General features: G+C 47.9%; 26 protein-coding genes. 25 read left to right on the forward strand and 1 reads right to left on the reverse strand.

The annotated features are described in order from the left end of the window. Window positions 1-33 precede the first annotated feature (33 nt). The 23 genes from pyk (at window position 34) to PUP29_RS01405 (ending at window position 19739) form a co-directional block, all read left to right on the forward strand. The gene (pyk, locus tag PUP29_RS01295) at window positions 34-1785 is read left to right on the forward strand and encodes a pyruvate kinase (protein ID WP_079547614.1); all 1752 of its coding nucleotides are present in this window, start codon (window positions 34-36) and stop codon (window positions 1783-1785) included. 8 nt (window positions 1786-1793) lie between these two features. Further along, on the forward strand, window positions 1794-2702 hold the full coding sequence (locus tag PUP29_RS01300; RefSeq protein WP_079547613.1) for a DUF2156 domain-containing protein: 909 nt from the start codon (window positions 1794-1796) through the stop codon (window positions 2700-2702). Beyond that, window positions 2699-3736 (forward strand): GNAT family N-acetyltransferase, encoded by a 1038-nt coding sequence (locus tag PUP29_RS01305; protein ID WP_079547612.1) that lies wholly within the window; start codon window positions 2699-2701, stop codon window positions 3734-3736. The genes PUP29_RS01300 and PUP29_RS01305 overlap by 4 nt, the downstream gene beginning before the upstream one ends. A 116-nt stretch (window positions 3737-3852) precedes the next feature. After that, window positions 3853-4143 carry a hypothetical protein gene (locus PUP29_RS01310; RefSeq protein WP_079547611.1) on the forward strand — a complete coding sequence of 97 codons (291 nt, stop codon included), beginning with the start codon at window positions 3853-3855 and terminating at the stop codon, window positions 4141-4143. Continuing rightward, complete coding sequence (locus PUP29_RS01315) at window positions 4143-4823, forward strand: F0F1 ATP synthase subunit A (RefSeq protein ID WP_079547610.1); 681 nt, start codon at window positions 4143-4145, stop codon at window positions 4821-4823. The genes PUP29_RS01310 and PUP29_RS01315 overlap by 1 nt, the downstream gene beginning before the upstream one ends. Before the next feature lie 53 nt (window positions 4824-4876). Continuing rightward, a complete protein-coding gene (gene atpE / locus PUP29_RS01320; protein WP_079547888.1) occupies window positions 4877-5101 on the forward strand; it encodes an ATP synthase F0 subunit C in 225 nt (74 codons plus the stop codon). Between the two features lie 55 nt (window positions 5102-5156). After that, window positions 5157-5633 (forward strand): F0F1 ATP synthase subunit B, encoded by a 477-nt coding sequence (atpF, locus tag PUP29_RS01325; RefSeq protein ID WP_079547609.1) that lies wholly within the window; start codon window positions 5157-5159, stop codon window positions 5631-5633. A 14-nt stretch (window positions 5634-5647) separates the two neighbouring features. Then, window positions 5648-7489, forward strand: a complete 1842-nt coding sequence (atpA, locus tag PUP29_RS01330) for a F0F1 ATP synthase subunit alpha (RefSeq protein ID WP_353423609.1) — start codon at window positions 5648-5650, stop codon at window positions 7487-7489. Next, on the forward strand, window positions 7486-8346 hold the full coding sequence (atpG, locus tag PUP29_RS01335) for an ATP synthase F1 subunit gamma (RefSeq protein ID WP_079547607.1): 861 nt from the start codon (window positions 7486-7488) through the stop codon (window positions 8344-8346). Before atpA ends, atpG begins: the two co-directional genes overlap by 4 nt. 17 nt (window positions 8347-8363) lie before the next feature. Beyond that, window positions 8364-9779 carry a F0F1 ATP synthase subunit beta gene (gene atpD / locus PUP29_RS01340; RefSeq protein WP_079547606.1) on the forward strand — a complete coding sequence of 472 codons (1416 nt, stop codon included), beginning with the start codon at window positions 8364-8366 and terminating at the stop codon, window positions 9777-9779. After that, a complete protein-coding gene (gene atpC, locus PUP29_RS01345; protein WP_079547605.1) occupies window positions 9780-10193 on the forward strand; it encodes an ATP synthase F1 subunit epsilon in 414 nt (137 codons plus the stop codon). Between the two features lie 56 nt (window positions 10194-10249). Beyond that, window positions 10250-10822, forward strand: coding sequence for a bifunctional adenosylcobinamide kinase/adenosylcobinamide-phosphate guanylyltransferase (gene cobU / locus PUP29_RS01350; protein ID WP_353423610.1), 573 nt, complete (start codon window positions 10250-10252; stop codon window positions 10820-10822). Next, a complete protein-coding gene (locus PUP29_RS01355; protein WP_079547603.1) occupies window positions 10819-11385 on the forward strand; it encodes a histidine phosphatase family protein in 567 nt (188 codons plus the stop codon). Before cobU ends, PUP29_RS01355 begins: the two co-directional genes overlap by 4 nt. Window positions 11386-11531: 146 nt before the next feature. Next, entirely contained in the window at window positions 11532-12830 is a 1299-nt protein-coding gene (locus tag PUP29_RS01360; RefSeq protein ID WP_353424040.1) for a phenylacetate--CoA ligase family protein, read from the forward strand. 49 nt (window positions 12831-12879) lie between these two features. Continuing rightward, window positions 12880-14613, forward strand: a complete 1734-nt coding sequence (gene iorA, locus PUP29_RS01365) for an indolepyruvate ferredoxin oxidoreductase subunit alpha (protein ID WP_353424041.1) — start codon at window positions 12880-12882, stop codon at window positions 14611-14613. Further along, window positions 14604-15188 carry an indolepyruvate oxidoreductase subunit beta gene (locus PUP29_RS01370; RefSeq protein ID WP_353423613.1) on the forward strand — a complete coding sequence of 195 codons (585 nt, stop codon included), beginning with the start codon at window positions 14604-14606 and terminating at the stop codon, window positions 15186-15188. The genes iorA and PUP29_RS01370 overlap by 10 nt, the downstream gene beginning before the upstream one ends. A gap of 54 nt (window positions 15189-15242) precedes the next feature. After that, complete coding sequence (locus PUP29_RS01375) at window positions 15243-15671, forward strand: ACT domain-containing protein (RefSeq protein WP_079547600.1); 429 nt, start codon at window positions 15243-15245, stop codon at window positions 15669-15671. 11 nt (window positions 15672-15682) lie between these two features. Next, window positions 15683-16846, forward strand: a complete 1164-nt coding sequence (gene alr / locus PUP29_RS01380; RefSeq protein ID WP_079547599.1) for an alanine racemase — start codon at window positions 15683-15685, stop codon at window positions 16844-16846. Window positions 16847-16854: 8 nt separating this feature from the next. Beyond that, complete coding sequence (locus PUP29_RS01385; RefSeq protein ID WP_353423615.1) at window positions 16855-17406, forward strand: 5-formyltetrahydrofolate cyclo-ligase; 552 nt, start codon at window positions 16855-16857, stop codon at window positions 17404-17406. Then, on the forward strand, window positions 17403-17957 hold the full coding sequence (gene rsmD / locus PUP29_RS01390; RefSeq protein ID WP_353423617.1) for a 16S rRNA (guanine(966)-N(2))-methyltransferase RsmD: 555 nt from the start codon (window positions 17403-17405) through the stop codon (window positions 17955-17957). The genes PUP29_RS01385 and rsmD overlap by 4 nt, the downstream gene beginning before the upstream one ends. Further along, entirely contained in the window at window positions 17954-18442 is a 489-nt protein-coding gene (gene coaD, locus PUP29_RS01395; RefSeq protein ID WP_079547596.1) for a pantetheine-phosphate adenylyltransferase, read from the forward strand. The genes rsmD and coaD overlap by 4 nt, the downstream gene beginning before the upstream one ends. Beyond that, the gene (locus PUP29_RS01400) at window positions 18429-18899 is read left to right on the forward strand and encodes a hypothetical protein (RefSeq protein ID WP_079547595.1); all 471 of its coding nucleotides are present in this window, start codon (window positions 18429-18431) and stop codon (window positions 18897-18899) included. The genes coaD and PUP29_RS01400 overlap by 14 nt, the downstream gene beginning before the upstream one ends. A 63-nt stretch (window positions 18900-18962) precedes the next feature. Then, window positions 18963-19739 (forward strand): patatin-like phospholipase family protein, encoded by a 777-nt coding sequence (locus PUP29_RS01405; RefSeq protein ID WP_353423619.1) that lies wholly within the window; start codon window positions 18963-18965, stop codon window positions 19737-19739. Here PUP29_RS01405 and PUP29_RS01410 read toward each other — a convergent pair. Beyond that, window positions 19728-20900 (reverse strand): nucleotidyltransferase, encoded by a 1173-nt coding sequence (locus PUP29_RS01410; RefSeq protein ID WP_353423621.1) that lies wholly within the window; start codon window positions 20898-20900, stop codon window positions 19728-19730. The genes PUP29_RS01405 and PUP29_RS01410 overlap by 12 nt on opposite strands. A gap of 110 nt (window positions 20901-21010) precedes the next feature. Between PUP29_RS01410 and pta the strand changes: the two genes are divergently transcribed. Next, entirely contained in the window at window positions 21011-22009 is a 999-nt protein-coding gene (gene pta, locus PUP29_RS01415) for a phosphate acetyltransferase (protein ID WP_353423623.1), read from the forward strand. 19 nt (window positions 22010-22028) lie between these two features. Continuing rightward, complete coding sequence (locus PUP29_RS01420; protein ID WP_353423625.1) at window positions 22029-23231, forward strand: acetate/propionate family kinase; 1203 nt, start codon at window positions 22029-22031, stop codon at window positions 23229-23231. Window positions 23232-23328: the final 97 nt, after the last annotated feature.

Genomic DNA, 23328 nt, shown 5'->3' on the forward strand with positions numbered 1-23328 from the left:
AAATATTTTGAGTCACACAGGAGAACAAATCATATGAGAAAGACGAAGATTATCTGCACACTGGGACCCTCCAGCGAAGATGAGAACACGATACGGCGTATGGTAGAGGCCGGTATGGATGTAGCGCGCCTTAATTTTTCTCACGGCGACCATAAAATACAGCTTGAACGAGTAAAGAACATTAGAAAAATAGGGAAAGAAACAGGGAAGCCTATTGCTTGCCTGCTGGATACGAAAGGGCCCGAGATCAGGATCGGCACCTTTAAAAATGGAAGTGTAGAGCTGCATGAAGGCGATATGTTTACGCTTACTACGGATGAGATAGAGGGAGATAAGACCCGTGTATCGGTGTCTTTTAAAAATTTGCCGCAGGATATTGTACAGGGAGCCATCATATTGATAGACGACGGCCTGATAGAGATGCAGGCAGTTTGCGTTACAGATACAGAGATTACCTGCAAGGTGCTGAACGGTGGTATTATTTCAGACAGGAAGGGCGTCAATGTGCCGGGATTTTCGATCTCTCTGCCTTATATCAGCGAAAAAGACAAAGCGGATATTATCTTTGGCATTGAGAACGGTCTGGATTTTATCGCGGCGAGCTTTACGCGCAGCGAACAGGACATTCTTGACATCAAACGCATACTTGACGGGCATAAATGCAAAAGCATCAAGATTATTGCTAAGATAGAAAATGCGGAAGGCGTTAAAAATATCGACGATATCCTGCGGGTCTCCGATGGTATTATGGTGGCGCGCGGCGATATGGGCGTGGAGATCCCGCTGGAAGAAGTACCTGTCCTTCAGAAGAGATTGATCCGTAAAGCGTATAGTGCAGGAAAATTGGTCATTACAGCTACGCAGATGCTGGACAGCATGATGCATAATCCGCGGCCGACACGTGCGGAAACGACGGACATCGCAAATGCGATTTATGATGGAACGAGCGCGATCATGCTTTCAGGAGAAACGGCAGCGGGAAAATATCCGGTGGAGTGTGTGAAAACGATGGCGCGGATCGCCCTCCGTACAGAAAAAGATATCAACTATAAAATGCGTTTCAAGAAAAATGACATGATGCAGATATCGGATGTGACAAACGCGATCTCACACGCGGCATGTACTACAGCTTATGATCTTGGTGCTTCTGCGATCATCGCGGTCACAAAAACCGGAAATTCGGTGCGCATGGTATCTAAATATCGGCCGTCCATTCCTATCATCGGATGCTCTCCCGATGAGCAGGTGTGCAGGCAGCTTAATATGTCGTGGGGCGTTGTGCCGATGAAGGTGGAACAAAAATTTAATACGGACGAGTTGTTTGAGATGGTCGTAAATGATGGGAAAAAGGCCGGACTGCTTGAAAACGGCGACCTTGTAGTCATTATGGCCGGTGTGCCGCTTGGGATCGCCGGAACGACCAATCTCTTAAAGGTGCATATCGTCGGGGATGTGCTCGTCAAAGGAAATGGGATCAACGGTCTTTGCGCATCCGGCAATCTCTGCGTTGCACGGACAGAAAAGGAAGCGAGACAGACGTTCAAGCGCGGCGACATCTTAGTGGTTCCCACGACTTCCAACAATATTTTGGATTTAATGAAACAGTCGGCGGGTATCATAACAGAAGAGGATGGGCCGAATACACATGCAGCGATCGTTGGAATGGCGCTCGATATTCCGGTATTGGTGGGAGCCGTAAGCGCCACACAGATCCTGAAAAGCGGTACGCACATCAAACTGGATGCGGACCGCGGGCTTGTCTGCAATGAAAATCGTGAGGACTGATACTGCTTATGCTGAATTTTAAACCGTTGGAGCTGGAAGATAAGCCGATTTTTGACGGCATCGTATTGCCGCAGAATTTCAGGCATTCGGAAGCGTCGTTTTCGAATATGTATACGTGGCAGGAAGCATGGGACATTCGAATGGCGACGGAGGGAAATGGACTGTATATCTGGATGGACAGCGACGTTTATAAGCCGTTTATGCTGCCTCCCTATCTCAAAGATCCGAATGAGTCGATCGAGCCTTATATGCGCAGATGTGAGGAATATATGGCGGATAAGGGCGGAGTGTTTTATATCAAATGCGCTACGCCGCGTATGGTAGAAAAAATCAGGCTGGATTGTGGGGATCGGTATGATTTCGTATATGATGAATATAATTCAGAATATGTATATAACGCGAAAGACCTGATCGAGCTTTCCGGGAAAAAATATCATTCCAAGCGGAATCATATCAATGCGTTCCTGCGCACCTATCAAAGTGAATTCGCCCCTTATGAAGATCAATACCGGGATGAATGCCTGAGGCTTCAAGAAGAATGGGCATCTGATAAAGATGCGGATCCTCGGGAAGCGGAAGAAGAACTGCTTTCGATCACAAAAGCGCTGGACCATTGGCGGGAACTAAATTTTAGAGGCTGTGTTGTCAAAATCGGGGGAGAAATAGCCGCTTTTTCGTTCGGAGAGCAAATTTGTCCGGATACGGCAATTATTCATATTGAAAAAGCGCGTGCGGATTATAACGGGCTGTTTACCTATATCAACAATGCTTTTGCGGCAAACATGTGGCGGCACTGCACCTATATCAACCGTGCGGAGGACATGGGAGTACCCGGTATACGAAAGGCGAAACAATCCTACCATCCGGCTTTTATGCTCGAAAAATACGATGTGATTTTAAGTGGGGAAACAGCATGAACATCAGGCGCCTTTCTCCGGACGATGAAAACAAGGCAAAAGAGATTTGGAAAATATGCTTTGGCGATTCGGACGACTTTCTTAAGGTCTATTTTAGCGAAGTGGCGGATTGGAACGCGTCTCTGGGGTATTATGATAAAAACGAGCTCGTAGCAGATCTTTTTATGCTGGACTTTTGTCCAAAGCTTGCAAATCATGCTTGCCATGCAGACTTTTTGGCAGGCTGTGCCACGCTTCCACAGGCAAGAAAACGCGGGCTTATGCGCGAGCTGGTACGGTATGCCATGCTCGACATGAGGAAGAGGGGACGCAGCGTCACTTATCTTCATCCGTTTCTTCATGCGTTTTACCGCAAATTTGGATATGGAACAATTGCTTATATAGAACGAAAAACACGGAAAAATCCGAAAGGCAGCCATCCGCATACGAAAGTTTGCAGAAAGATGGAAGATGTGCCCATCCAAAAAATGGTAAAAGCATATCGCGAATATATGAAGCGGTTTGATAATTGTTTCCTGCGCGATGAAAAGCGTTTTTCAGCATGGCTGCGTCTCCTTTTTGCGGACGGCGGAGAGGCGTTGGTATATGATGACGGCTCAGCGTTGGCTTATGCGCTTTATTATAAAGAAAATGAAATTGCAGAAGTATTCGAGCTCGTGCCCGGGCATTCCTCAGACTTCTTAGAGGGGATATCTGCTTCTGAACTGAGATATTTTCTTCCGGCTTATCAGACGGCGGAAAAAAGTGAAGAATTTACGATGATGCGGGTGTTGGAGCCGGAAGCAGTTTTAAGAAATGCCCATATCGCCAAAGACGAATTCGTTATACATGTGTATGATGAATTTTTAGAAGAGGAAGGCCGTTTTTTGGTCCGAAAGGAGAAGACAGAAAATCGGGTATTCTCTACGAAAGCAAAGGCGGATATCGAAGCGTCACCGGAAGAGCTTGCTGCGATGGTTACCGGAGTATATCAAACGGGGAAGGCGGCAGAATATTTTGTTCCGCAGACCTCTTGCTTTTTTGAAACCTATTGAGTAATTAATATGAAAAAAATAAAGATACCGTTTTTTAACAGTTCAATCAACAGAAAATTATAAATTTCCGGTTGTATTCCGGCAAAAATAAGACTAAACTATAAATTGAGTTAAAAATGTGGAGCATTCTGATTGGGATAGGTCTCGGTGCGTTTGAGATCTACGTCTTAAAAAAGTTGATTTCGATGATGACGGCTGGAAAAGGCGGGGCAGGTGCTGCAGTTCCGATCGTTATTGCGAAGCTTGCTCTTATTTTGATCGTTTTATGGCTGTTTGCAGAATTTGTATCGCTCAGCGCAATGGTTTGGTGTGCAGCGGGGATTGCAGCCGCCATGATCGGGATTCCAGTCATTCTAAGCATTCGGATGATTAAAAAGTATAAACGAGGCGGAGGTGAGCGGAAATAATGGAAATACCAAGCGTATTCCCTGAAAAAATAGTGATTTTCGGTGGATTCAGCATATCAACGACTTTAATTGCGGCGTTTGGAACAACGTTGGCCATCATTTTGTTCGGGCTCATTTTCCGGTTTATTATTTTAAAAAATTTTAAAAGAGTACCCAAAGGCCTGCAAAATGTCATGGAGCTTATGGTGGAAGGAATCAACAAGTTTTCTGTTTCGATTATGGGAATGGGGAAAAAAGCAAGCTCACTGGCGCCTTATATCATGACGATATTCGGTTTTATTATATGCGGCGGTTTGCTTGAATTTATAGGAATACGGTCTCCCGCAACTGATTTGAATTGTACGATTGGCTTGGCCCTAATCACATTTGTACTGATCATTGCCTATTCGATCCGCTTCCGGGGCGTGAAAGGCTGGCTTAAAACATACGCGGAGCCCAAAGCATTTATGGTTCCGATCAATGTACTCTCCTCGGTGGCGGTTCCTATCTCGCTTGCATGCCGGCTTTTTGGCAACATGTTCAGCGGACTCGTGGTCATGGATATGCTGTATGGCGCAATGGGATATTTTGCTGTCGGCGTTCCTGCATTGGCTTCTATTTATTTTATTTTGTTTCATCTGGGGATGCAGTCTTATGTGTTCTCCATGCTGACGATGTCTTTCATAGAGGAAAAAGCTTAAACGGAATTTTCTTGGAATATCTTAGTAAATGAACGGAGGTAATAATTATGGATATGGGTTTGATTGCGATCGGCGCAGGACTGGCCGTTTTTACAGGAATGGGCGCGGGAATCGGTATGGGTATTGCCACAAGCAAAGCATGTGAAGCGGTAGCAAGACAGCCTGAAGCTACGGGCAAGATCAATCAGGTTCTTCTGATCGGCTTGGCGCTTGCAGAATCTACGGCAATCTACGGTTTTGTTATTTCGATCATCATGATTTTCACGATGGGGCAGTAAATAGGAGGCATGCACGCAGAATAGGAGCGTGCACGTTGGCACAGGGGAAAGTAAAATGGAAATTAATTTTTTGGAGATCATACTTTACATCGTCAATATTATTATTTTGTTCTTCTTTTTGCGGTGGCTGCTTTATAAGCCGATCACACGCTTCCTGAACAATCGGACGAATGAGATCCAAAAGCAGATCGACGAGGCAGCACAAAAATATTCCGATGCGGAACAGCTGAAAGCAAAGTATGATGAAATGATGGAAAATGCGCAGGACCTTGCAACGGAGCTCATCAATAAGAGTAAATCTGTCGCTGATGAGCAAGCACGGCAAATCGTGACGGAAGCGGAAGAAAGCGCGGAGGAGATAAGAATGCGCACGGAAAAACATATCGAGTCTCAAAAGCAGCAGGCGGTGCTTGAAATGCGTCAGGAAGTAACGAGAATGGCGATCCAAATCGCGGAAAAGGTCTTACAGCGGGAAGTATCTTACGAGGACAACAAGAAAGTGATCAACGAATTCTTTGAGAAAGTAGGCTGATATTGAGAATGGAAATGAAGGGTAAACTCGTTTGTGCAACTGAATTTACGCCGGATGAACTTTCAGCAATCACCGAAAAGTTTGATAAACTATTCGATGCAAAAATAGATTTTGATGTGACGGTCGATTCCTCACTGCTGAATGGTTTCGTTGTAACTGTCAATAACATGGTCTATGACCTAAGCGCGAAATCTTATCTTGACCGTATGCAGGAGTATATGGATGGGGATGACACAAAAGACGAAAAAACAGCGGAGGATATGGCTGTCAGCCTTAAAAGGAGTGTAGACGGTACGTTTGGCGACGACGCTATAGGAAGAAATCTGGCTGCGCGAATCACACAATTCGACGTCAAGTATGATATTGCAATGATTGGCATTGTAGAACGCACGGGAGACGGCGTCGTATTTGTGCGGGGGTTGGACGGCTGCAAATATGGCGAGCTTCTCCAGTTTGAAAATGATGCCTATGGGATCGTTATGAACCTTGAGCTCGAGCGCGTAGGCGCAGTACTTTTGAACGGCGTTACTGACGTTGTAGAAGGCTCTATGGTGCGCCATACAGGAGATGTGGTGAAAGTGCCCGTCGGAGATGCAGTCCTGGGGCGGGTCGTAAATCCGCTCGGCATTCCGATAGACGGAAACGGAAAGATCATAACAGAGAAATACCGGCCGATCGAGACGCCCGCGCCTGCAATCATCGATCGGCAGCCGGTCGATACACCGCTGCAAACGGGCATTATGGCAATAGATTCTATGATACCGATCGGCCGGGGACAGCGGGAATTGATTATCGGAGACCGCCAAACGGGAAAAACGGCGATCGCAGTCGATACGATCATCAATCAGAAAGGCCAGAATGTAAAATGCGTTTATGTAGCGATCGCTCAAAAGGCGTCGACCATTGCAGAGATCGTAAGCCGGCTTGACGAATTCGGTGCGCTTGACTATACGACAGTCGTGGCATCTACGGCAAGCGATACGGCGCCTATGCAATATATCGCACCATATGCTGGTTGTGCAATTGCCGAAGAATTTATGTACAGCGGGCAGGATGTGCTGATCGTCTATGACGACCTTTCCAAACATGCCGTTGCATATCGGACAATGTCTTTGCTGTTGCGCAGACCGCCGGGCAGGGAAGCCTATCCGGGCGACGTTTTTTATCTGCATTCCCGATTGCTTGAACGGGCTGCAAAGCTTGCAGAAGGGCTTGGCAGCGGATCGATGACGGCGCTTCCTATTATCGAGACGATGGAGGGAGATATTTCTTCCTATATTCCCACCAACGTGATTTCGATCACCGACGGACAGATCTATCTTGAAACGGAGTTATTCAATTCAGGGCAGAGGCCTGCAGTCAATGTAGGACTTTCCGTGTCGCGCGTTGGCGGAAGCGCACAAATCAAAGCGATGCGCAGGGTCGCGGGACCGCTGCGGCTTGAATTGGCACAGTATCGTGAGTTGGAGGTGTTCTCGCAATTTGCCTCTGATTTAGATAAAGTGACGCAAGATGCTCTGAATAATGGGCTGAAGGTGACGCGTGCGCTCATACAGCCGCAATATACGCCGTATACGGTCGAAAACCAAGTGATTTTGCTCTGCGCAGCGACGAATAAAGTGCTGATGGATATCCCGGCAGAACGCGTGCGGGAGTTCAATGAAAAATTTCTGGACTTTATGAATGCAAAGTATCCGCAGGTAAGAGGCTCTATTAAAGAGACGGGAGCGCTTTCGGAGGAAAACGAAAAACTGATTTTGGAAGCGGTAAAAGAGTTTGAACGCGGTTTCTTTGCCGGAAAAGAAAAGCAATCAGAAATCATTCCTGCATCGGTGAAAGATGGGCGGCAGTTATGAGAAGTCTTGCAGATGTCAAAAACAGCATACGTGCAATCGGTGATACCAGCAAAATCACAAATGCAATGAAGCTGATTTCCACCTCGAAGATGCAGAAAGCTATTCAGCGTTATGATGCGAACCTACTTTATTTTAACCGTGTACGCAGCGCGCTCAAGGATATCCTCGTACATTCGCACGAGCTGCATCATACGTTTTTGGAAAAGCATGAAAAAGGACGACCGGCCTATATTGTGATTGCGGCGGATAAGGGGCTGTGCGGTGCTTATAATCACAATATTCTGAATTTTGCGCATGACTTCATGAAGCCGGACGATAAATTTGTGATCACGATAGGACAGGAAGCCCGCGCGTTTTTTGAACGAAAAAATATTCCGATCGATGTGGAATATTTGCATATTTCGCAAAATCCGACCCTGTATGAAGCACGTAATCTTGCAGACGATCTCTCGAAAATGTATAAGGATAGCGAGATGAATGAGGTATATCTTCTTTATACGCGGTATTATTCCTCTGTAAAGCAAGTGCCGACGGCCTTGAAGCTGCTCCCGGTGGAGCTTTCAAGCTTTGCAGATATTGAAACGGAACTGGAATATGAAAACGAGATGAATTATCATCCTTCGCCCAAGCAAGTTTTTGACGTGCTTGTTCCGCAATATATCATCGGACTTGTCTATGGTGCGCTGATTCAGGCGTTTGCCAGTGAAAACAGCGCACGGATGGTAGCGATGGATTCTTCATCCAAAAACGCTGAAGAGATGCTGGGAAAGCTGAATATTGAGCTGAATCGTGCCCGGCAGCAGGCGATTACAATGGAGATCACGGAGATCGTCGGTGCAATAGAAGCATTGACCTGAAGAGAAGGGAACCAACTATGTACGATTATAAAATTGTAAGCGAGGGGACTATCGTAAAGATCACAGGCCCTGTTATAGATGTAAAATTCCCGGAAAAGGCAGATCCATCTATCCATACGATTCTTTATGCACAGGAAAAAGAAGAGAAACGCGGACGTGTGTGGATGGAAGTTGCTTCGCAGATTGGCGGCAACGTGGTGCGCTGCATTGCATTGGAAGCAACGGAAGGCCTTGCCTGCGGCATGAAGGTGTATAATACAGGAGAGCCGATCACCGTACCTGTAGGAGAACACATACTGGGGCGTGTGGTAAACGTTATGGGCCGTGCGATCGACGGAAAGGGAGAAATCGAAGCGGAGGATTATTGGCCGATTTATCGGCCGGCGCCGGCTTTTGCAGAGCAAAATCCAGTATCCGAGATATTTGAAACAGGATTAAAAGTGATCGATTTGATCGCGCCCTATGCAAAGGGCGGAAAAATCGGGCTTTTTGGCGGCGCGGGAGTCGGAAAGACCGTGCTGATCAATGAGCTGATCCACAATATCGCTACGGAAAGCGGGGGCTATTCCGTATTTACTGGGGTTGGGGAAAGAAGCCGGGAAGGACGGGACCTGATCGGTGAAATGGAAGAAAGCGGCGTTTTGGAAAAGACTGCGCTTGCGTTCGGACAGATGAATGAACCGCCGGGCTCGCGCATGCGTGTTGCAATGACAGGCCTTACCATGGCGGAGTATCTGAGGGATAAGACGCAGCAGAATGTGCTCCTGTTCATCGATAATATCTATCGTTTTATTCAGGCGGGTTCGGAAGTGTCGGCGCTTTTGGGGCGCATCCCATCGGCGGTCGGATATCAGCCGACGTTGGCGAACGAACTGGGAGAGCTTGAAGAACGCATCACCTCTACGAAGCATGGCTCCATTACATCGGTGCAGGCGATTTATGTTCCTGCCGACGATTTGACCGACCCGGCGCCGGCTACGACGTTTTCTCATCTGGACGCCATTACGGTGCTTTCCAGAAGCATTGCAGAGCTCGGTATATATCCGTCGGTCGACCCGCTCGAATCCACATCGCGCATTCTTGACCCGCGCATCGTGGGCGAGGAGCATTATGAGGTAGCCAGCCGCGTGATCCATACGCTGCAGCGTTATAAGGAATTGCAGGACATTATTTCTATCCTTGGTATGGAAGAGCTTGCGCCGGAGGATAAGATCACAGTATTCCGGGCACGGAAGGTGCAGCGGTTCCTGTCGCAGCCAATGTTCGTAGCGGAGATATTCACGGGAATAAAAGGGAGGTACGTTCCGCTGAAAGATACGATCAGAAGCTTCAAAGCGATCCTTGACGGCGAGGTGGATGACCTGCCGGAGCAAGCCTTTTTGATGGTTGGAGATATCGACGACGCAAAAGAAAAAGCAAAGGGAATGAAATAAATGGCTTCGGAATTTTTATTGGAGATTCTGACGCCGGAACGGTCGTTTTTCTGCGAAAGCATCGTATCTGTCATTTTTCCGACGGAAGATGGACAAATGTCCATCCAAAAAGGGCATGAGTCGGAGGTCGCGACAGTCGTTCCGGGGGAAGTGAAGATCAATACTGGGAAAAAATGGCTGATGTGTTCCGTTGCAGAGGGTTTTTTAGAAGTGCGGCCCGACGAAACGATCATGTTCACGCAGGCTGCGGAGTGGCCGGAGGAGATCGATGTAAAACGTGCAGAACGCGCAAAGGAACGCGCTGAAGAGCGCCTCCGGCAGAGGCGGAGCGAGCAGGAATACAGGCGTAATAAGATCGCGCTTGCGCGGGCAATGGCAAGGTTGAGCCTTACAAAACGGAAAACAACGTTATAAAAGATAGGGGGGCTAAAAGCCCCCGGTTTTTTGGAAAAAGAAGAGGGGATATTTTTATGGGAAATATTCTGTTTATTACGGGCGGCGCAAGAAGCGGGAAAAGCTCTCATGCGGAAGAAATTGCGAGGCAGTATCGGGACGTTGCTTATATTGCAACGGGAATCGTAACAGATGATGAGATGAAGCTGAGGGTGCAGCGGCATCAGGAGCAAAGGCCGCAGGAATGGACGACCTATGAGGAGCCTTACGATATTGCGCGGGTGATACGGTCACACAGCCACGAAACCTATTTGATAGACTGTGTGACCGTCTATATCACGAATCTGCTCTTAAAAGAAAAGGAAAATTGGGACTCCGATATTTTGGAGCGGTCGGAACAAATGCAGCTGGAAAATGCCGTTGAGAAGAAAATACGGGAATTGGTCCTTGCTATGAAAGAATGCGGCGGCAATTTTATCGTAGTGTCAAATGAAGTCGGGCTGGGTCTTGTACCCGCTTATCCGCTGGGCAGAGTGTTTCGTGACGCTGTGGGGCGCGCTAATCAGATGATCGCAGCGGAAGCGGCGCAGGTTTATCTTTCGGTGAGCGGGGTACTATTGCCGCTCAAGGGGAAAGAGGAGGAGATATGAGTACGAGCTTTACCTTTTTACGTCACGCACAGACGGAGGCGAATGCAAAAGGCGTATTCAGCGGCAGCAGCGATCTGCCGCTTAGCAAAGCGGGAGAAATGTGCGCGCAGCAAACAGCGCAAATATTGGCGGACGAACATTTCGACGCTGTTTTCTATGGTACGGCGAAAAGGGTCCTGCAAACGACAGATTACGTTTTGAGCAAGATGAAGGAGGTTCCCAAGATCATTTTGAAATCAAATCAGATTCGGGAAATGAGCTTTGGAAGATTCGAAGGACTTTCAGCGGATGAAGCGCAGGATAAGTATCCTAAAGAATGGGAACGGTATATGCAGGACTGGCAAGACTTTGTCTTTCCAGAGGGAGACGGAACAAGAGATTTTTATGATTCCTGCAGCCGGTTTATCCATGATATCCTTTTCGAGTATGAAAACAACAGAATATTGATCGTCGCACACAAGGGATTTATTCTCGCATGCTGGTCGGCGCTGCTGACAGGAGAAATGGCGGATGTGTTTACACGGGACATTGGAAACGGGGAATTTGTAACGGTTACAGTATAAATGAAGCATCCGGACAGAAGTAGCTTTCGGGAAGATAACTGCCGAAAGCTATTTCCTTTTTGGACCGGATGTATTATAATATTAGTTAATTGTTTTTAAGCGGGGAAATACCGCTTTTCTATAGGAGGAATGGTGCGTTGGAACATATTATATGGGATAGGGAATTTGAATGCGCAGATCGAAAAAAAATCAAGGAATTGCAGTTGGAGCGGCTCAAGCATACGGTGCAGTATTGTTACGACAACGTACCTCATTATAAAAAGAAATTCGATGAAATAGGCCTTAAACCCGAGCACATCAAAACGCTCAAGGATATTGAAAAGATACCGTTTACAACAAAAGAAGATTTCCGGGAAAACTATCCATACGATATGTTCGCTGTACCGATGAAGGATATCGTACGGATACATGGTTCCTCCGGAACGACGGGAAATCCGGTCGTGACAGGCTATACGCGGCACGATCTTGACATGTGGACTGGGCTCGTGGCCCGTGTTGCCTGCGCTGCGGGAGTCCTTCCCGATGATATTGCGCAGATATCATTTGGATATGGGCTGTTTACAGGCGGCTTCGGCCTGCATTATGGATTAGAGCGGGTCGGACTCAGCGTGATCCCGGTATCAAGCGGGAATACGAAACGGCAGATCAAATTCATGCAGGATTTCGGGAGCACCGTGCTGATCAGCACGCCGTCGTATGCCATGTATTTGGGCGAGACAGCACAGGAGATGGGCATCGATTTTAAGAAGCTGAAGCTGCGTCTGGGCCTTTTCGGTGGTGAAGGGCATACAAAAGAGATGCAAAAACAAATTGAAAAATATTTGAATATCACAGATACAGAGAACTATGGGCTGACAGAAGTGATTGGTCCCGGATTTTCCGGTGAGTGCTATATACAAAACGGAATGCACATAGCAGATGATGAATTTATTTCTGAGATCATCGATCCGAAGACGGGAGAGACGCTCCCCATGGGAGAAAAAGGAGAATTGGTCGTAACGAGTCTGACAAAAGAGGGCGTACCGATCCTGCGTTACCGTACGAAGGATATTACGCGCCTGATGGACGAACCGTGCAAATGCGGGCGGACAACGACGCGGATGGAAAAGGTCTCGGGGAGGACGGACGATATGCTTGTGATTCGCGGAGTCAACGTATTCCCGTCACAGATCGAGGGAGTTTTGCTCGGCATGGACGATGTCGCGCCGCATTACGAGATCGTACTTACGACAGAAAAGCATTTGGACCGCATCGAAGTAAAGGTGGAGGTTGCGGATGCAGAGCTTTTGACGAGCTACTCTGCGTTGGAGAATCTGAAAGAAAAGATCGCAAACAATATTTATTCTATTCTGAATATGCATGTTAAAGTGACTTTAGCGGAGCCGCACACCTTGAAGCGCTTTGAGGGGAAAGCGCGCCGCGTCACGGATATGAGGACGGAATAAACGGCCGTTTGCTGAAGCAAGAGAATTATTACGACGGAAGAGGTTTGATATTGGGATGAAAAAGATCATGTTGGGGAATGAGGCGTATGCACAGGGAGCGTACGAGGCTGGCGTTCGTGTCGTCTCGTCTTATCCGGGAACGCCGAGTACAGAGGTCACCGAAAACATCGTAAAGCACGATGAAGTATACGCCGAATGGGCGCCGAACGAAAAGGTAGCGCTGGAAGTGGCGGCGGGAGCAAGCTATGGCGGCGCGCGGGCACTTTGCTGTATGAAGCATGTGGGCCTCAATGTTGCGGCCGATCCGCTTTTTACGGCATCTTATACGGGAGTAAACGGCGGATTGGTCATTTTAGTGGCGGACGATCCCGGAATGCATTCGAGTCAGAATGAGCAGGACTCGCGTTTCTATGCGCGCAGCGCGCATGTTCCAATGCTTGAGCCGGCAGACAGCGGAGAAGCAAAGGAATTTATGAAAGCAGCTTTTGCGTTAAGTGAAAAATTCGATACGCCCATACTTCTTCGCTCCAACACAAGAATTTCGCATTCGCGCGGGATCGTGGAGGTGCAGGCGCGGCAGGAAGTGCCTGTCCGGGAATATAAGAAAGATATTAAAAAGTATGTGATGATGCCCGGAATGGCGCGGGGCCGCCATATCGTTGTCGAAAAGCGCATGGCAGATATGGCGGAATATGCGGAAGCGTCGGAGTTGAACCGCATTGAATACGAAGACGCGGAAATAGGCGTTATAACGAGCGGTACATGCTATAATTATGTGAAAGAAGCCATGCCGCAGGCAAGCATCCTGAAATTGGGCATCGTTTATCCGTTGCCGGCTAAGAAGATACAGGAATTTGCGGCTAAGGTAAAGAAGCTTTATGTGATAGAAGAGCTGGAGCCTTTCTTTGAGAATCAAATCAAAGTGATGGGTCTTTCTGTGATGGGAAAAGAGCTCTTCACAGTACAGGGCGAGTATTCTACAAAAATGATTCGTGAAAAGCTGTGCGGCGAGGCGTGTGAGCCGGTAGAGACGGGGGCACTGCCGCAGCGCCCGCCGGTATTATGCCCGGGCTGTCCGCACCGTGCAGTTTATTACATGTTTAATAAGCTTAAGCTGACCGCAATGGGCGATATCGGCTGTTATACACTTGGAGCAGGCGCACCGCTTTCGGCGATCGACACGACGCTGTGCATGGGAGCTTCCATTGGTATGGCACATGGCATGGAAAAGGCGCGCGGAAAAGAATTTGCCCGCAGGCTTGTAAGCGTGATCGGAGACAGCACTTTTATGCATTCCGGGCTTACAGGGCTTACGAATATGGTCTATAACGGCGCAACGTCTACCGTACTGATCTTAGATAATTCCACGACGGGCATGACCGGGCATCAAGATCATCCTGCCACGGGGAAGAACGCAAAAGGCGAGCCTGCACCGGCAGTGGATATTCCGCAGCTTGTAAAAACGCTTGGTGTGAAAAATATACGTGTTGTAGATCCATTTGATCTTCCGGCACTTGAAACGGCGCTGCGCGAGGAAACGGCGCGGGAAGAAGTTTCCGTGATCATTACCAAACGTCCCTGCGTCTTGATTGATAAAGGGTCCGTCAAAGAGACGCTTGCCGTCACAGATGACTGCCGGAATTGCGGAGCATGCATGAAGCTTGGATGTCCCGCCCTTGTAAAAGGAGAAAATGCGGTGCGCATTGATGCATCGCTTTGTATTGGCTGCGGCCTGTGCGCAGACGTTTGCCCATTCCACGCGATTGGAGGAAAATGCGAATGAAGAGTATATTGATCGCCGGAGTAGGCGGACAGGGAACCTTGCTTGCGAGCACTGTGTTTGGTCAAATCGCTCTTAAGCTCGGATACGATGTAAAGCTTTCGGAAGTGCACGGAATGGCACAGCGCGGCGGGAGCGTAGTAACTTATGTTCGAATCGGAGATAAAGGGGAAAAGGTATATTCTCCCGTGATAGACGAATGCGGGGCAGATATTCTGCTTGCGTTCGAAGAACTGGAAGGGCTGCGCTGGCTGCCATACCTTAATCCGCAGGGAGGAAAGATCTACTGTAATACGCAGCAAATTTTGCCTATGCCTGTTATTACGGGTGCAGAAGTATATCCGGAGAATATTCCTGAAAAAATCAGGGAACATTTTCCGGATGCGGTTTTTGTTGACGCGCTTGCCTTGGCCAATCAGGCGGGAAGTGTGAAAGCTGTGAATACGGTTCTGCTTGGTGTTCTTGCAAGAAACATGGACATTGAAAAAACAGTATGGAAAGATGCGATACGCGCTGTAGTCAAACCAAAATTTATTGATTTGAACGAGACTACATTTGAGCTTGGATATGCACTATAAAAGAACGCTGTAAGCAACTTGCGGCGGCAATTGGCGAAAGAGGAGGCAAATACATTGATCAGGCAAATATCGGTTTTTGTGGAAAATAAAAAAGGGAGGCTGTACAGCCTGACCCGGGCGCTTGCCGATCATGGTATCGACTTAAAAGCCCTGAGCATCGCGGACACCTCGGAATTTGGGATATTGCGCTGTATCGTCAACAAGCCCGACGAAGCGCTTAAAATATTGAGAGACGCAGGCTTTACGGCCTCTATGACAAAAGTACTCGGGATAGAGGTGGAGGACACCCCGGGCGGTCTGGCTCAAGTTTTGCAGGTGCTGCACGAAAACGAGATCAGCGTTGAGTACTTATATTCTTTCGTAGGTACGATGAGCGAAAATGCGATCGTAATCTTCCATGTGAAGGAAACGGAAAAAGCATTTGAAGCATTGAAAGGCTCGGGGTTAAAAATGCTTACGGAAGAGATGGTCTATAATATTTAAGAGGAAGAGTTTTGTACAGAAAGACATACGCTCAAATCAACCTTTGGAATTTGAAGCAAAATATAAAGAATGCAGCGGCGAATTTGCCGCATGGGTGCGGGATCGTAGCGGTCGTGAAAGCAAACGCATACGGACATGGAGCGGTCGCATGCGCCCGCGCGGCAAAGCAGGCGGGTGCATGCATGCTTGCGGTCGCCTTGGCGGAGGAAGCGCTGCCTTTGCGCGAGGCGGATAAGGACATTCCGATTATGATCATCGGGCGTTCCAATCACGAGCAGCTTTCTTTGGCTGCGGAAATTGGGCTCCAGCCCTGTGTTTTTACACCGGATGATATCTTGTTTCTTCAAAGGATCTGTAAAAAATCAGGGAAAACGATAGACATTCATTTAAAATTCGATACGGGAATGTGCCGAATCGGGATACGCAGCAACTCAGAATTGGAAGAATGTATCAAAACACTTTCCGCGTGCCCCAATGTACATCTGGCGGGGGTGTTTACGCATTTTGCGAACAGCGATGCACGGAACAAAGCAGACACCTGTTTGCAGCATCAAAAATTTCTGCACTATATTGAGATTTTAAATGCGCGCGGCTTCCATCCGGTCGTACATGCCGACAATAGCGCCGGAACGATCGATCTTCCGCAGTTCTCACACGACATGGTACGCTTCGGTATATCAATGTATGGATATTATCCGTCAGACGAAGTGGATAAGCAGGCAGTTCGGCTCAGACCTGTTATGGAGGTTTTTGCGGAAATTTCGCATATAAAGACGATAGAGGCGGGAGAAAGCGTAGGGTACGGCAGTACGTTTACGGCTGCCCGCGCGACGAAAGTTGCGACGGTACAGATCGGATACGGAGACGGCTATAACCGTTTGCTCTCAAACAAGGGCAGTATGATCGTAACGACTGAATCCGGCTCTTGGTATGCTCCGATCATAGGACGAGTGTGTATGGACCAGACGATGCTGGATATCACCGATATAGACGGAGAAATATATACAGGTGATATTGTGACCGTGCTTGGCGAAAAAGAAGGGAAATCGATAACGGCGGACGATATTGCGAAAATTTGCGGAACGATCAGCTATGAAGTGCTGCTGGATTTTAATGAACGGATACCGAGGGTCTATACTGACGATAGCTTTGAAACAAAGCCGGCCACACCATAGGAGAAAGAATGACAAAACAGGAAATACGCGAGAAGGTCCTCGATATGCGCCGAAGCCTTACTTCAAAATATATCGAAGATGAGTCAGCTAAAATATATGAGCATCTGATGGACAGCGGACTCTTTGACGGAGCAAAACAGGTCCTTTCATACAGCGATTTTGACAACGAAGTAAAAACTGCGATGCTGACAGGATGGCTTATGTTCCATGGAATACGTCTCTGCCTTCCATGCGTCTATCAGAAAGAGATGTTTGCGGCAGATATCAAAAGTGCGGTGCTGGAGCTCAGTCGGTTCGGGATTGCCCAGCCTAAATATGAAAAAGCCTCTTTTGCGGCGCCGGAGGAGCTTGATATCGTCATTGTTCCGGGTATTGCATTTGACAGGGGCGGGAGGCGAATAGGGTTTGGCTGCGGGTATTATGACCGATTCCTGAAAAGGGCGACGAAGGCGAAGAAGATCGCATTGGCATACGATTTTCAAATCGTGGACTTTATACCGGAGGAAACGCACGATATCCCGGTAGATATCATCATTACGCCGGATGGAAGGATCAGATGAGGATCATCGCAGGAGAAAAGAGAGGCCTTAAGCTCGCGGCAAAGGATGGAGCGGAAACAAGGCCGACGCTTGACAGAGTAAAGGAAGCGCTGTTTGGCAGGCTGCAATTTGAAATCAGCGGAAAATGTGTGCTGGATCTTTTTGCGGGAAGCGGAGCCTTGGGGCTGGAGGCTCTCTCAAGGGGTGCGCAAGAGGCGGTTTTAGTTGACTGCGACGAGCAGGCCGGAGAGATAATCAAAAAGAATATTGCGGCGGCAGGAATGCAGCGGCGCGCACAGTTTATAAAAAATGATTTTAGGAATGCGTTGAAACTATTTCAAAACAGCAGGAAGTTTGATATAGTATTGATAGACCCGCCTTACCGAAGCAGCGATTTTTATGAGACGGCTTTAAACGGATTGGTGGAATATGGATTGTTGGCGGAGCATGCCGCTGTCGTAGCGGAAAGTGATAGGCCAATCGAGTTTTTCACGGAGAATCTTGTTTTGGAAAAACAAAAAAAATATGGAAAAGTTTATTTGACGTTTTTCCGTTGGAGAGGAAAGCAATGAACGCGTGTATTTATCCGGGAAGCTTTGATCCCATTACAAACGGGCATATAGATATTATATGCCGGGCGCGCAATATTTTTCCGAAAGTTTATGTCGGCGTATTAAACAATACTGCCAAGCGGAATCTGTTTTCGGTGGAAGAACGTGTAGAGATGATCCGCAGGGCGACAGGCGGAATGGATGGAGTGGAAGCCGTGTCCTTTGAGGGGTTGCTGGTCGATCTCATGGAAAGGCTCTCCTGCAGAATCATTATCCGCGGACTGCGGACAGGTGCGGATCTTGAGCTTGAACAGCAGCTCTCTGTAATCAACAGACAACTTCTTCCGGGGGCAGAAACGGTTGCGCTGCTGGCAAAACCGGAGACCTATTTTATCAGTTCAAGCGCAGTGCGGGAACTGATTGAATTTCATGCAGATATATCCGGCTATGTTCCAAGAGAGGTAGCGGATATGATAAACGGAGGAATAAAAAATGAAAATCTTTGATTTGCTGAATGAGATCATAGAAGAAGTAGACAACAGCCGTAAATCTCTCTTTGGAAATAAAAAGACGATCGATGTAGAATTCGTTCTTGAAATATTAGAGGAAATCAAAACAGCATTGCCGGACGAGATCGTATATGCACAGGAGGTTCTGGATCATAAACGTGAGATCATCGATTCGGCACAGGCAAAAGCTAAAAATATTCTCGATGGAGTAGATACGAGGCTCTCTGAGCTGATCGAAGAGCACAAGGTAACGCAGCTTGCTTATGAGAAAGCGAACCGTGTGATCGATACGGCTCAGAAACAAGCGTATGAAATTCGGGTGAATGCAAATGATTATGCAGTAAATGTGCTGGAAGACCTTTCGTCCTATATGAAAGAGTATATGGATATCATAAAAGAAAATCAGTCTAATTTTATCAATAAAAAGAACAAAGATCAGGCGGAATTTGAGTAAACCAAAAAAATCTTTGCGTCCTGAAGAGCAGATGCAAGGATTTTTTTGTAGGAGCAATTGTATATGGGGAAAATGAAAAAGGTAGCGTTTGCGCTTGGCGGTGGTTCTGCCCGTGGATTTGCACATATCGGCGTACTGCGCGTCATGCTTGAGAATAATATTCCGGTCAGTATGATAGCTGGCTGCAGCATGGGGTCTTTGATCGGGGGCATATATGCATCGGAGGCAAACCTTGAAACATTGGAAGATTTTGCAGGCGTATTTGATTTTAAGAAATATTTTGACCTCACCCTATCTTCCAAAGGATATGTGAAAGGAAATAAGGTTCAGGAGCTCATCAAGCTCATGACAAAAAATATTTCCATCGAAAAAGCGAGGATCCCATTTTGTTGTATTGCTACCTGCCTTGAGGATGCGCGCCTGACACGCTTTACAAAAGGCCCGATCCATGAAGCGGTGCGTGCCAGCATCTCTATTCCCGGCATGTTTACGCCGCACGAGATCGACGGGAAAACCTACGTTGACGGCGGGGTGATCGATCGCACAGCGATCGATGCGGCATGGGATATGGAGCCGGATATCGTGATCGCCGTAGACGTTGGATATAAAGGAGAAAAGATCACTCCCCCTAAGAGTGTGATTGGATTGGCGCAAACGGCCTTTACGATTGCAGATTGGCATCTCGCGCAGGTGAATCTTCCTAAAGCCAGCCTGTGCATTTTTCCAGACGTGAGCGGAATAGACGGGAGCCAATATAAAGATATTCAAAACATCATTGCACGGGGGGAACAGGCCGCGCATGAGGCACTCCCGGAAATCGTGAATTTATTAAACGATTAATAATTTTTGTGTAAAATCGCGCTTACCGGGCGCGATTTTTTTTGTCAGAAGAGAATAAACCTCGGTAGCCTGAATATCCATTTCAAAAAGGGGGTTATTTGGAAAAGAAGCCGCTTTGGTTATAATTGGAACAGAGGATTTCTTTGCAAGATAAGAAAGGAGGCCGAGCGCATCTCTGCGAACGCCCAGAACGCGTGCATAGAGCGGGTGATGCTCATAATCCGCCATACGCTCGGCAGTGACGCCAAAAAGACAGTAAAGAAGAATGCGCCGTATGCGGGAATGCGGATAGCGTTTGCTGGAAACAGAACGGACAAGGGCTTCGTAGCTTTCCGCATTTTTTGCTTCTTTGAAAATACGGTATTCAAGACCTTCGGAAACGCCGTAGACCCGGCCGATGTCATCTGTCGTCATGCGGCGGAGCTGAAACAGGAGAAACGGGAACAGAGCTTCAGGAAACACCGCGGGCGGAAAAGCATCTATGTCCCTGAAGAGATATTGCCTGCACGCAGAGCTTCCTGTTTTGAGCGCTTCGCGGATCGCGCGGGCACTTGAGTAGAGCGGACCGAGGGAGATGTCGGAATATCCGCTGCCAAGCCGATCGATAGGCAAAGGCACTATCCTGCTTTTTATGCGGGAAAGTGCTTTTAAATATTCAAGCGCAAGAATGTTATTCGGCTTTTTCCATATGGAAGGTTCCGCTTCCGGCAGAAGGGCGGAAACTGCTTTTGCCCGTGCGACAGGGAAAGAAGCGCCCGACATAAGCGCTTTTTTTAGGAGCGCTTTGAAAGCCGGAGGTTCCTCCGCCAATATATGAGAGGCTTCCAGAAGACTTGGAAAGGCGGCCTCTTCCGTACCAAAGGAAAGCACATCTACGCAGTCTAAAGAGTTGAGGAGCGAAACAGCGCCCTGCGCGAAGCCTTCTGCGCTTTGCGTAGCAAAAATAAAAGGAAGCTCAAGTACAAGACTGACTCCGTGCAGCAGCGCTTCCCGCGCTCTGGTCCATTTATCCCATATCGCCGGCTCCCCGCGTTGTGTAAAATTCCCGCTCATCACACAAATGATGTGATTTGCACCGCATTTTTCACATGTGGTTTCAACGTGATAGGCATGCCCGGTATGAAACGGGTTATATTCTGCGACGATTCCGGCAATTTTCATAAAATACCTTTGCAAAGCAACGCTTTTTACTCTATAATATATGAGTGTTATTATAGCAGAGAAATCGAAATTTTAAAATTCATTTTATAAAAATCGTGAGGTGCAGAAAAATGTCGTTAATGGACAAAATCAAGGACAAAGCAAAGTCGGTCAGGAAGAACATCGTCTTACCTGAGGGGAGCGAACCGCGTACGATCGAAGCGGCCGCGAAGATCATCGAGCAGGGAATCGCAAATGTGATCCTGCTGGGAAATGAGGAAGAGATTAAAAAAGCGAACGTGAAGAACGTCGATCTTTCGGACGCGGTGATCATCGACCCTGCTACATCGCCGAAGCTTCAGGAATATGCGGATATGTTCTATGAAATGCGCAAGAAGAAAGGGATCACGCCGGAGCAGGCTCTGGAAACGACAAAAGATCCGCTGTATTACGCAGTATTGATGATCAAGGCAAACGATGCGGACGGTATGGTGTCCGGAGCGATCCATTCCACCGGCGATACGCTTCGTCCGGCTCTGCAGGTCATCAAAACGAAACCGGGCGTACCGATCGTTTCAAGCTGCTTCATTATGGAGCACCCGGACAGCAAGTGGGGACAGGACGGCGTAATGGTGTTCGCGGACTGCGCAGTCAATATTGATCCAAATGCGGAAGAGCTTGCGGCAATCGCCGTTGCGTCTGCGGATTCGGCGAAAGACCTTGCAGGGATCGCGGATCCGAAGATCGCGATGCTTTCATTCTCTACCAAAAACAGTGCGAAGCATGAAAAGGTCGATAAAGTGATCGAAGCGACAAAGCTTGCAAAAGAAATGGCGCCGGAGCTTAATATAGACGGCGAGCTGCAGGCGGACGCGGCATTGATCGAAGCGGTTGGCCAGCTGAAGAGCCCGGGCAGCAAGGTTGCGGGGCATGCAAACGTTCTGATTTTTCCTGATATTCAGGCAGGAAATATTGGATATAAATTAGTGCAGAGGCTGGGCGGAGCAGAAGCCATCGGGCCGATTTGTCAGGGGCTTGCGCGTCCTGTAAACGATCTTTCGCGCGGATGCAGCGTAGAAGATATCGTTTCCGTTGTAGCGATCACGGCAGTACAGGCTCAGTCTTTTTAATCAAAAGGGGTATAGTAAAATGAAAAATGTTCTGGTAATCAATGCGGGAAGCTCTTCCCTGAAATATCAGTTGATCGATATGGAAAACGCGGACGTCATCGCGAAAGGACTTGTTGAAAGGATCGGGATCGATGGTTCTGTAATCAAGCACAAACCGGCGGGCAAGGATAAAGTAGAGATCGCAACGCCGATGAAAGACCACAACGATGCAATGAAACAGGTGATCGCAGCGCTGACAGATCCGGTTCACGGCGTGGTTTCCGATCTCTCGGGAATATGCGCAGTCGGGCACAGGATCGTACATGGCGGTGAAAAGTTCAGTGAGTCAGTGCTCATCACAGATGAAGTGATTGAGGCGATCAAGGAGAACATTGAGCTGGCTCCGCTGCACAATCCGGCAAATCTGATGGGGATCGACGCGTGCCGCGCGCTGATGCCTGATGTGCCCATGGTCGGTGTTTTTGATACTGCCTTTCATGCGAATATGCCGAAAAAGGCATTTTTGTACGGCATTCCTTATACGGCGTATACGGATTATAAAGTTAGGAGATACGGTTTCCACGGAACATCGCATAAATATGTTTCCCACCGTGCCGCAGAAATGCTCGGGAAAGATATAAAAGACCTCAAGATCATTACCTGCCATCTTGGGAATGGTTCGTCCGTTGCCGCAGTGAACGGCGGCGTATCGGTAGATACCTCTATGGGCTTCACGCCTTTGGAAGGTCTCGTGATGGGAACGCGTTCCGGCGATCTTGACGCGGCGATCGTTCCTTATCTTATGGACAAGATGGATATGGACGTCAATCAGGCAATCAACTATCTGAATAAAGAATCGGGCGTCTGGGGGATATCTGGTGTTTCCAGTGATTTCCGCGACCTCTGGGCCGAAGAAGAAAAAGGGAATGAGCGTGCGAAGCTGGCTCTTGACGTATTCAATTACCGTCTTAAAAAGTTTATCGGCGCGTATGCAGCGGCGATGGGCGGAGTCGATGTGATCACGTTTGCAGGAGGCGTAGGAGAAAACGATTGGGACGTGAGACTTCATGCGCTTGAGGGGCTTGAATTTATGGGAATTAAGCTTGATAAAGAGAAAAATGACGGCCTGCGCGGAGAAGAAGCGGAAATATCCGCGGCGGATTCCAAGGTAAAGATCCTCGTAGTTCCGACGGACGAAGAGATGACGATCGCAAAAGATACCTACGATATCTGCTGTAAGTAAGGAACGCTTCTCGATAGCTCAACGGAAAAAACAGTTGACAAGAGCGCCGCATAAAAATATAATGTAGTGGTACTCGTTTTCTTGCGTGGAGAAGAGC

The organism is Christensenella massiliensis (assembly GCF_040409835.1).
GTDB lineage: Bacteria > Bacillota > Clostridia > Christensenellales > Christensenellaceae > Christensenella > Christensenella massiliensis.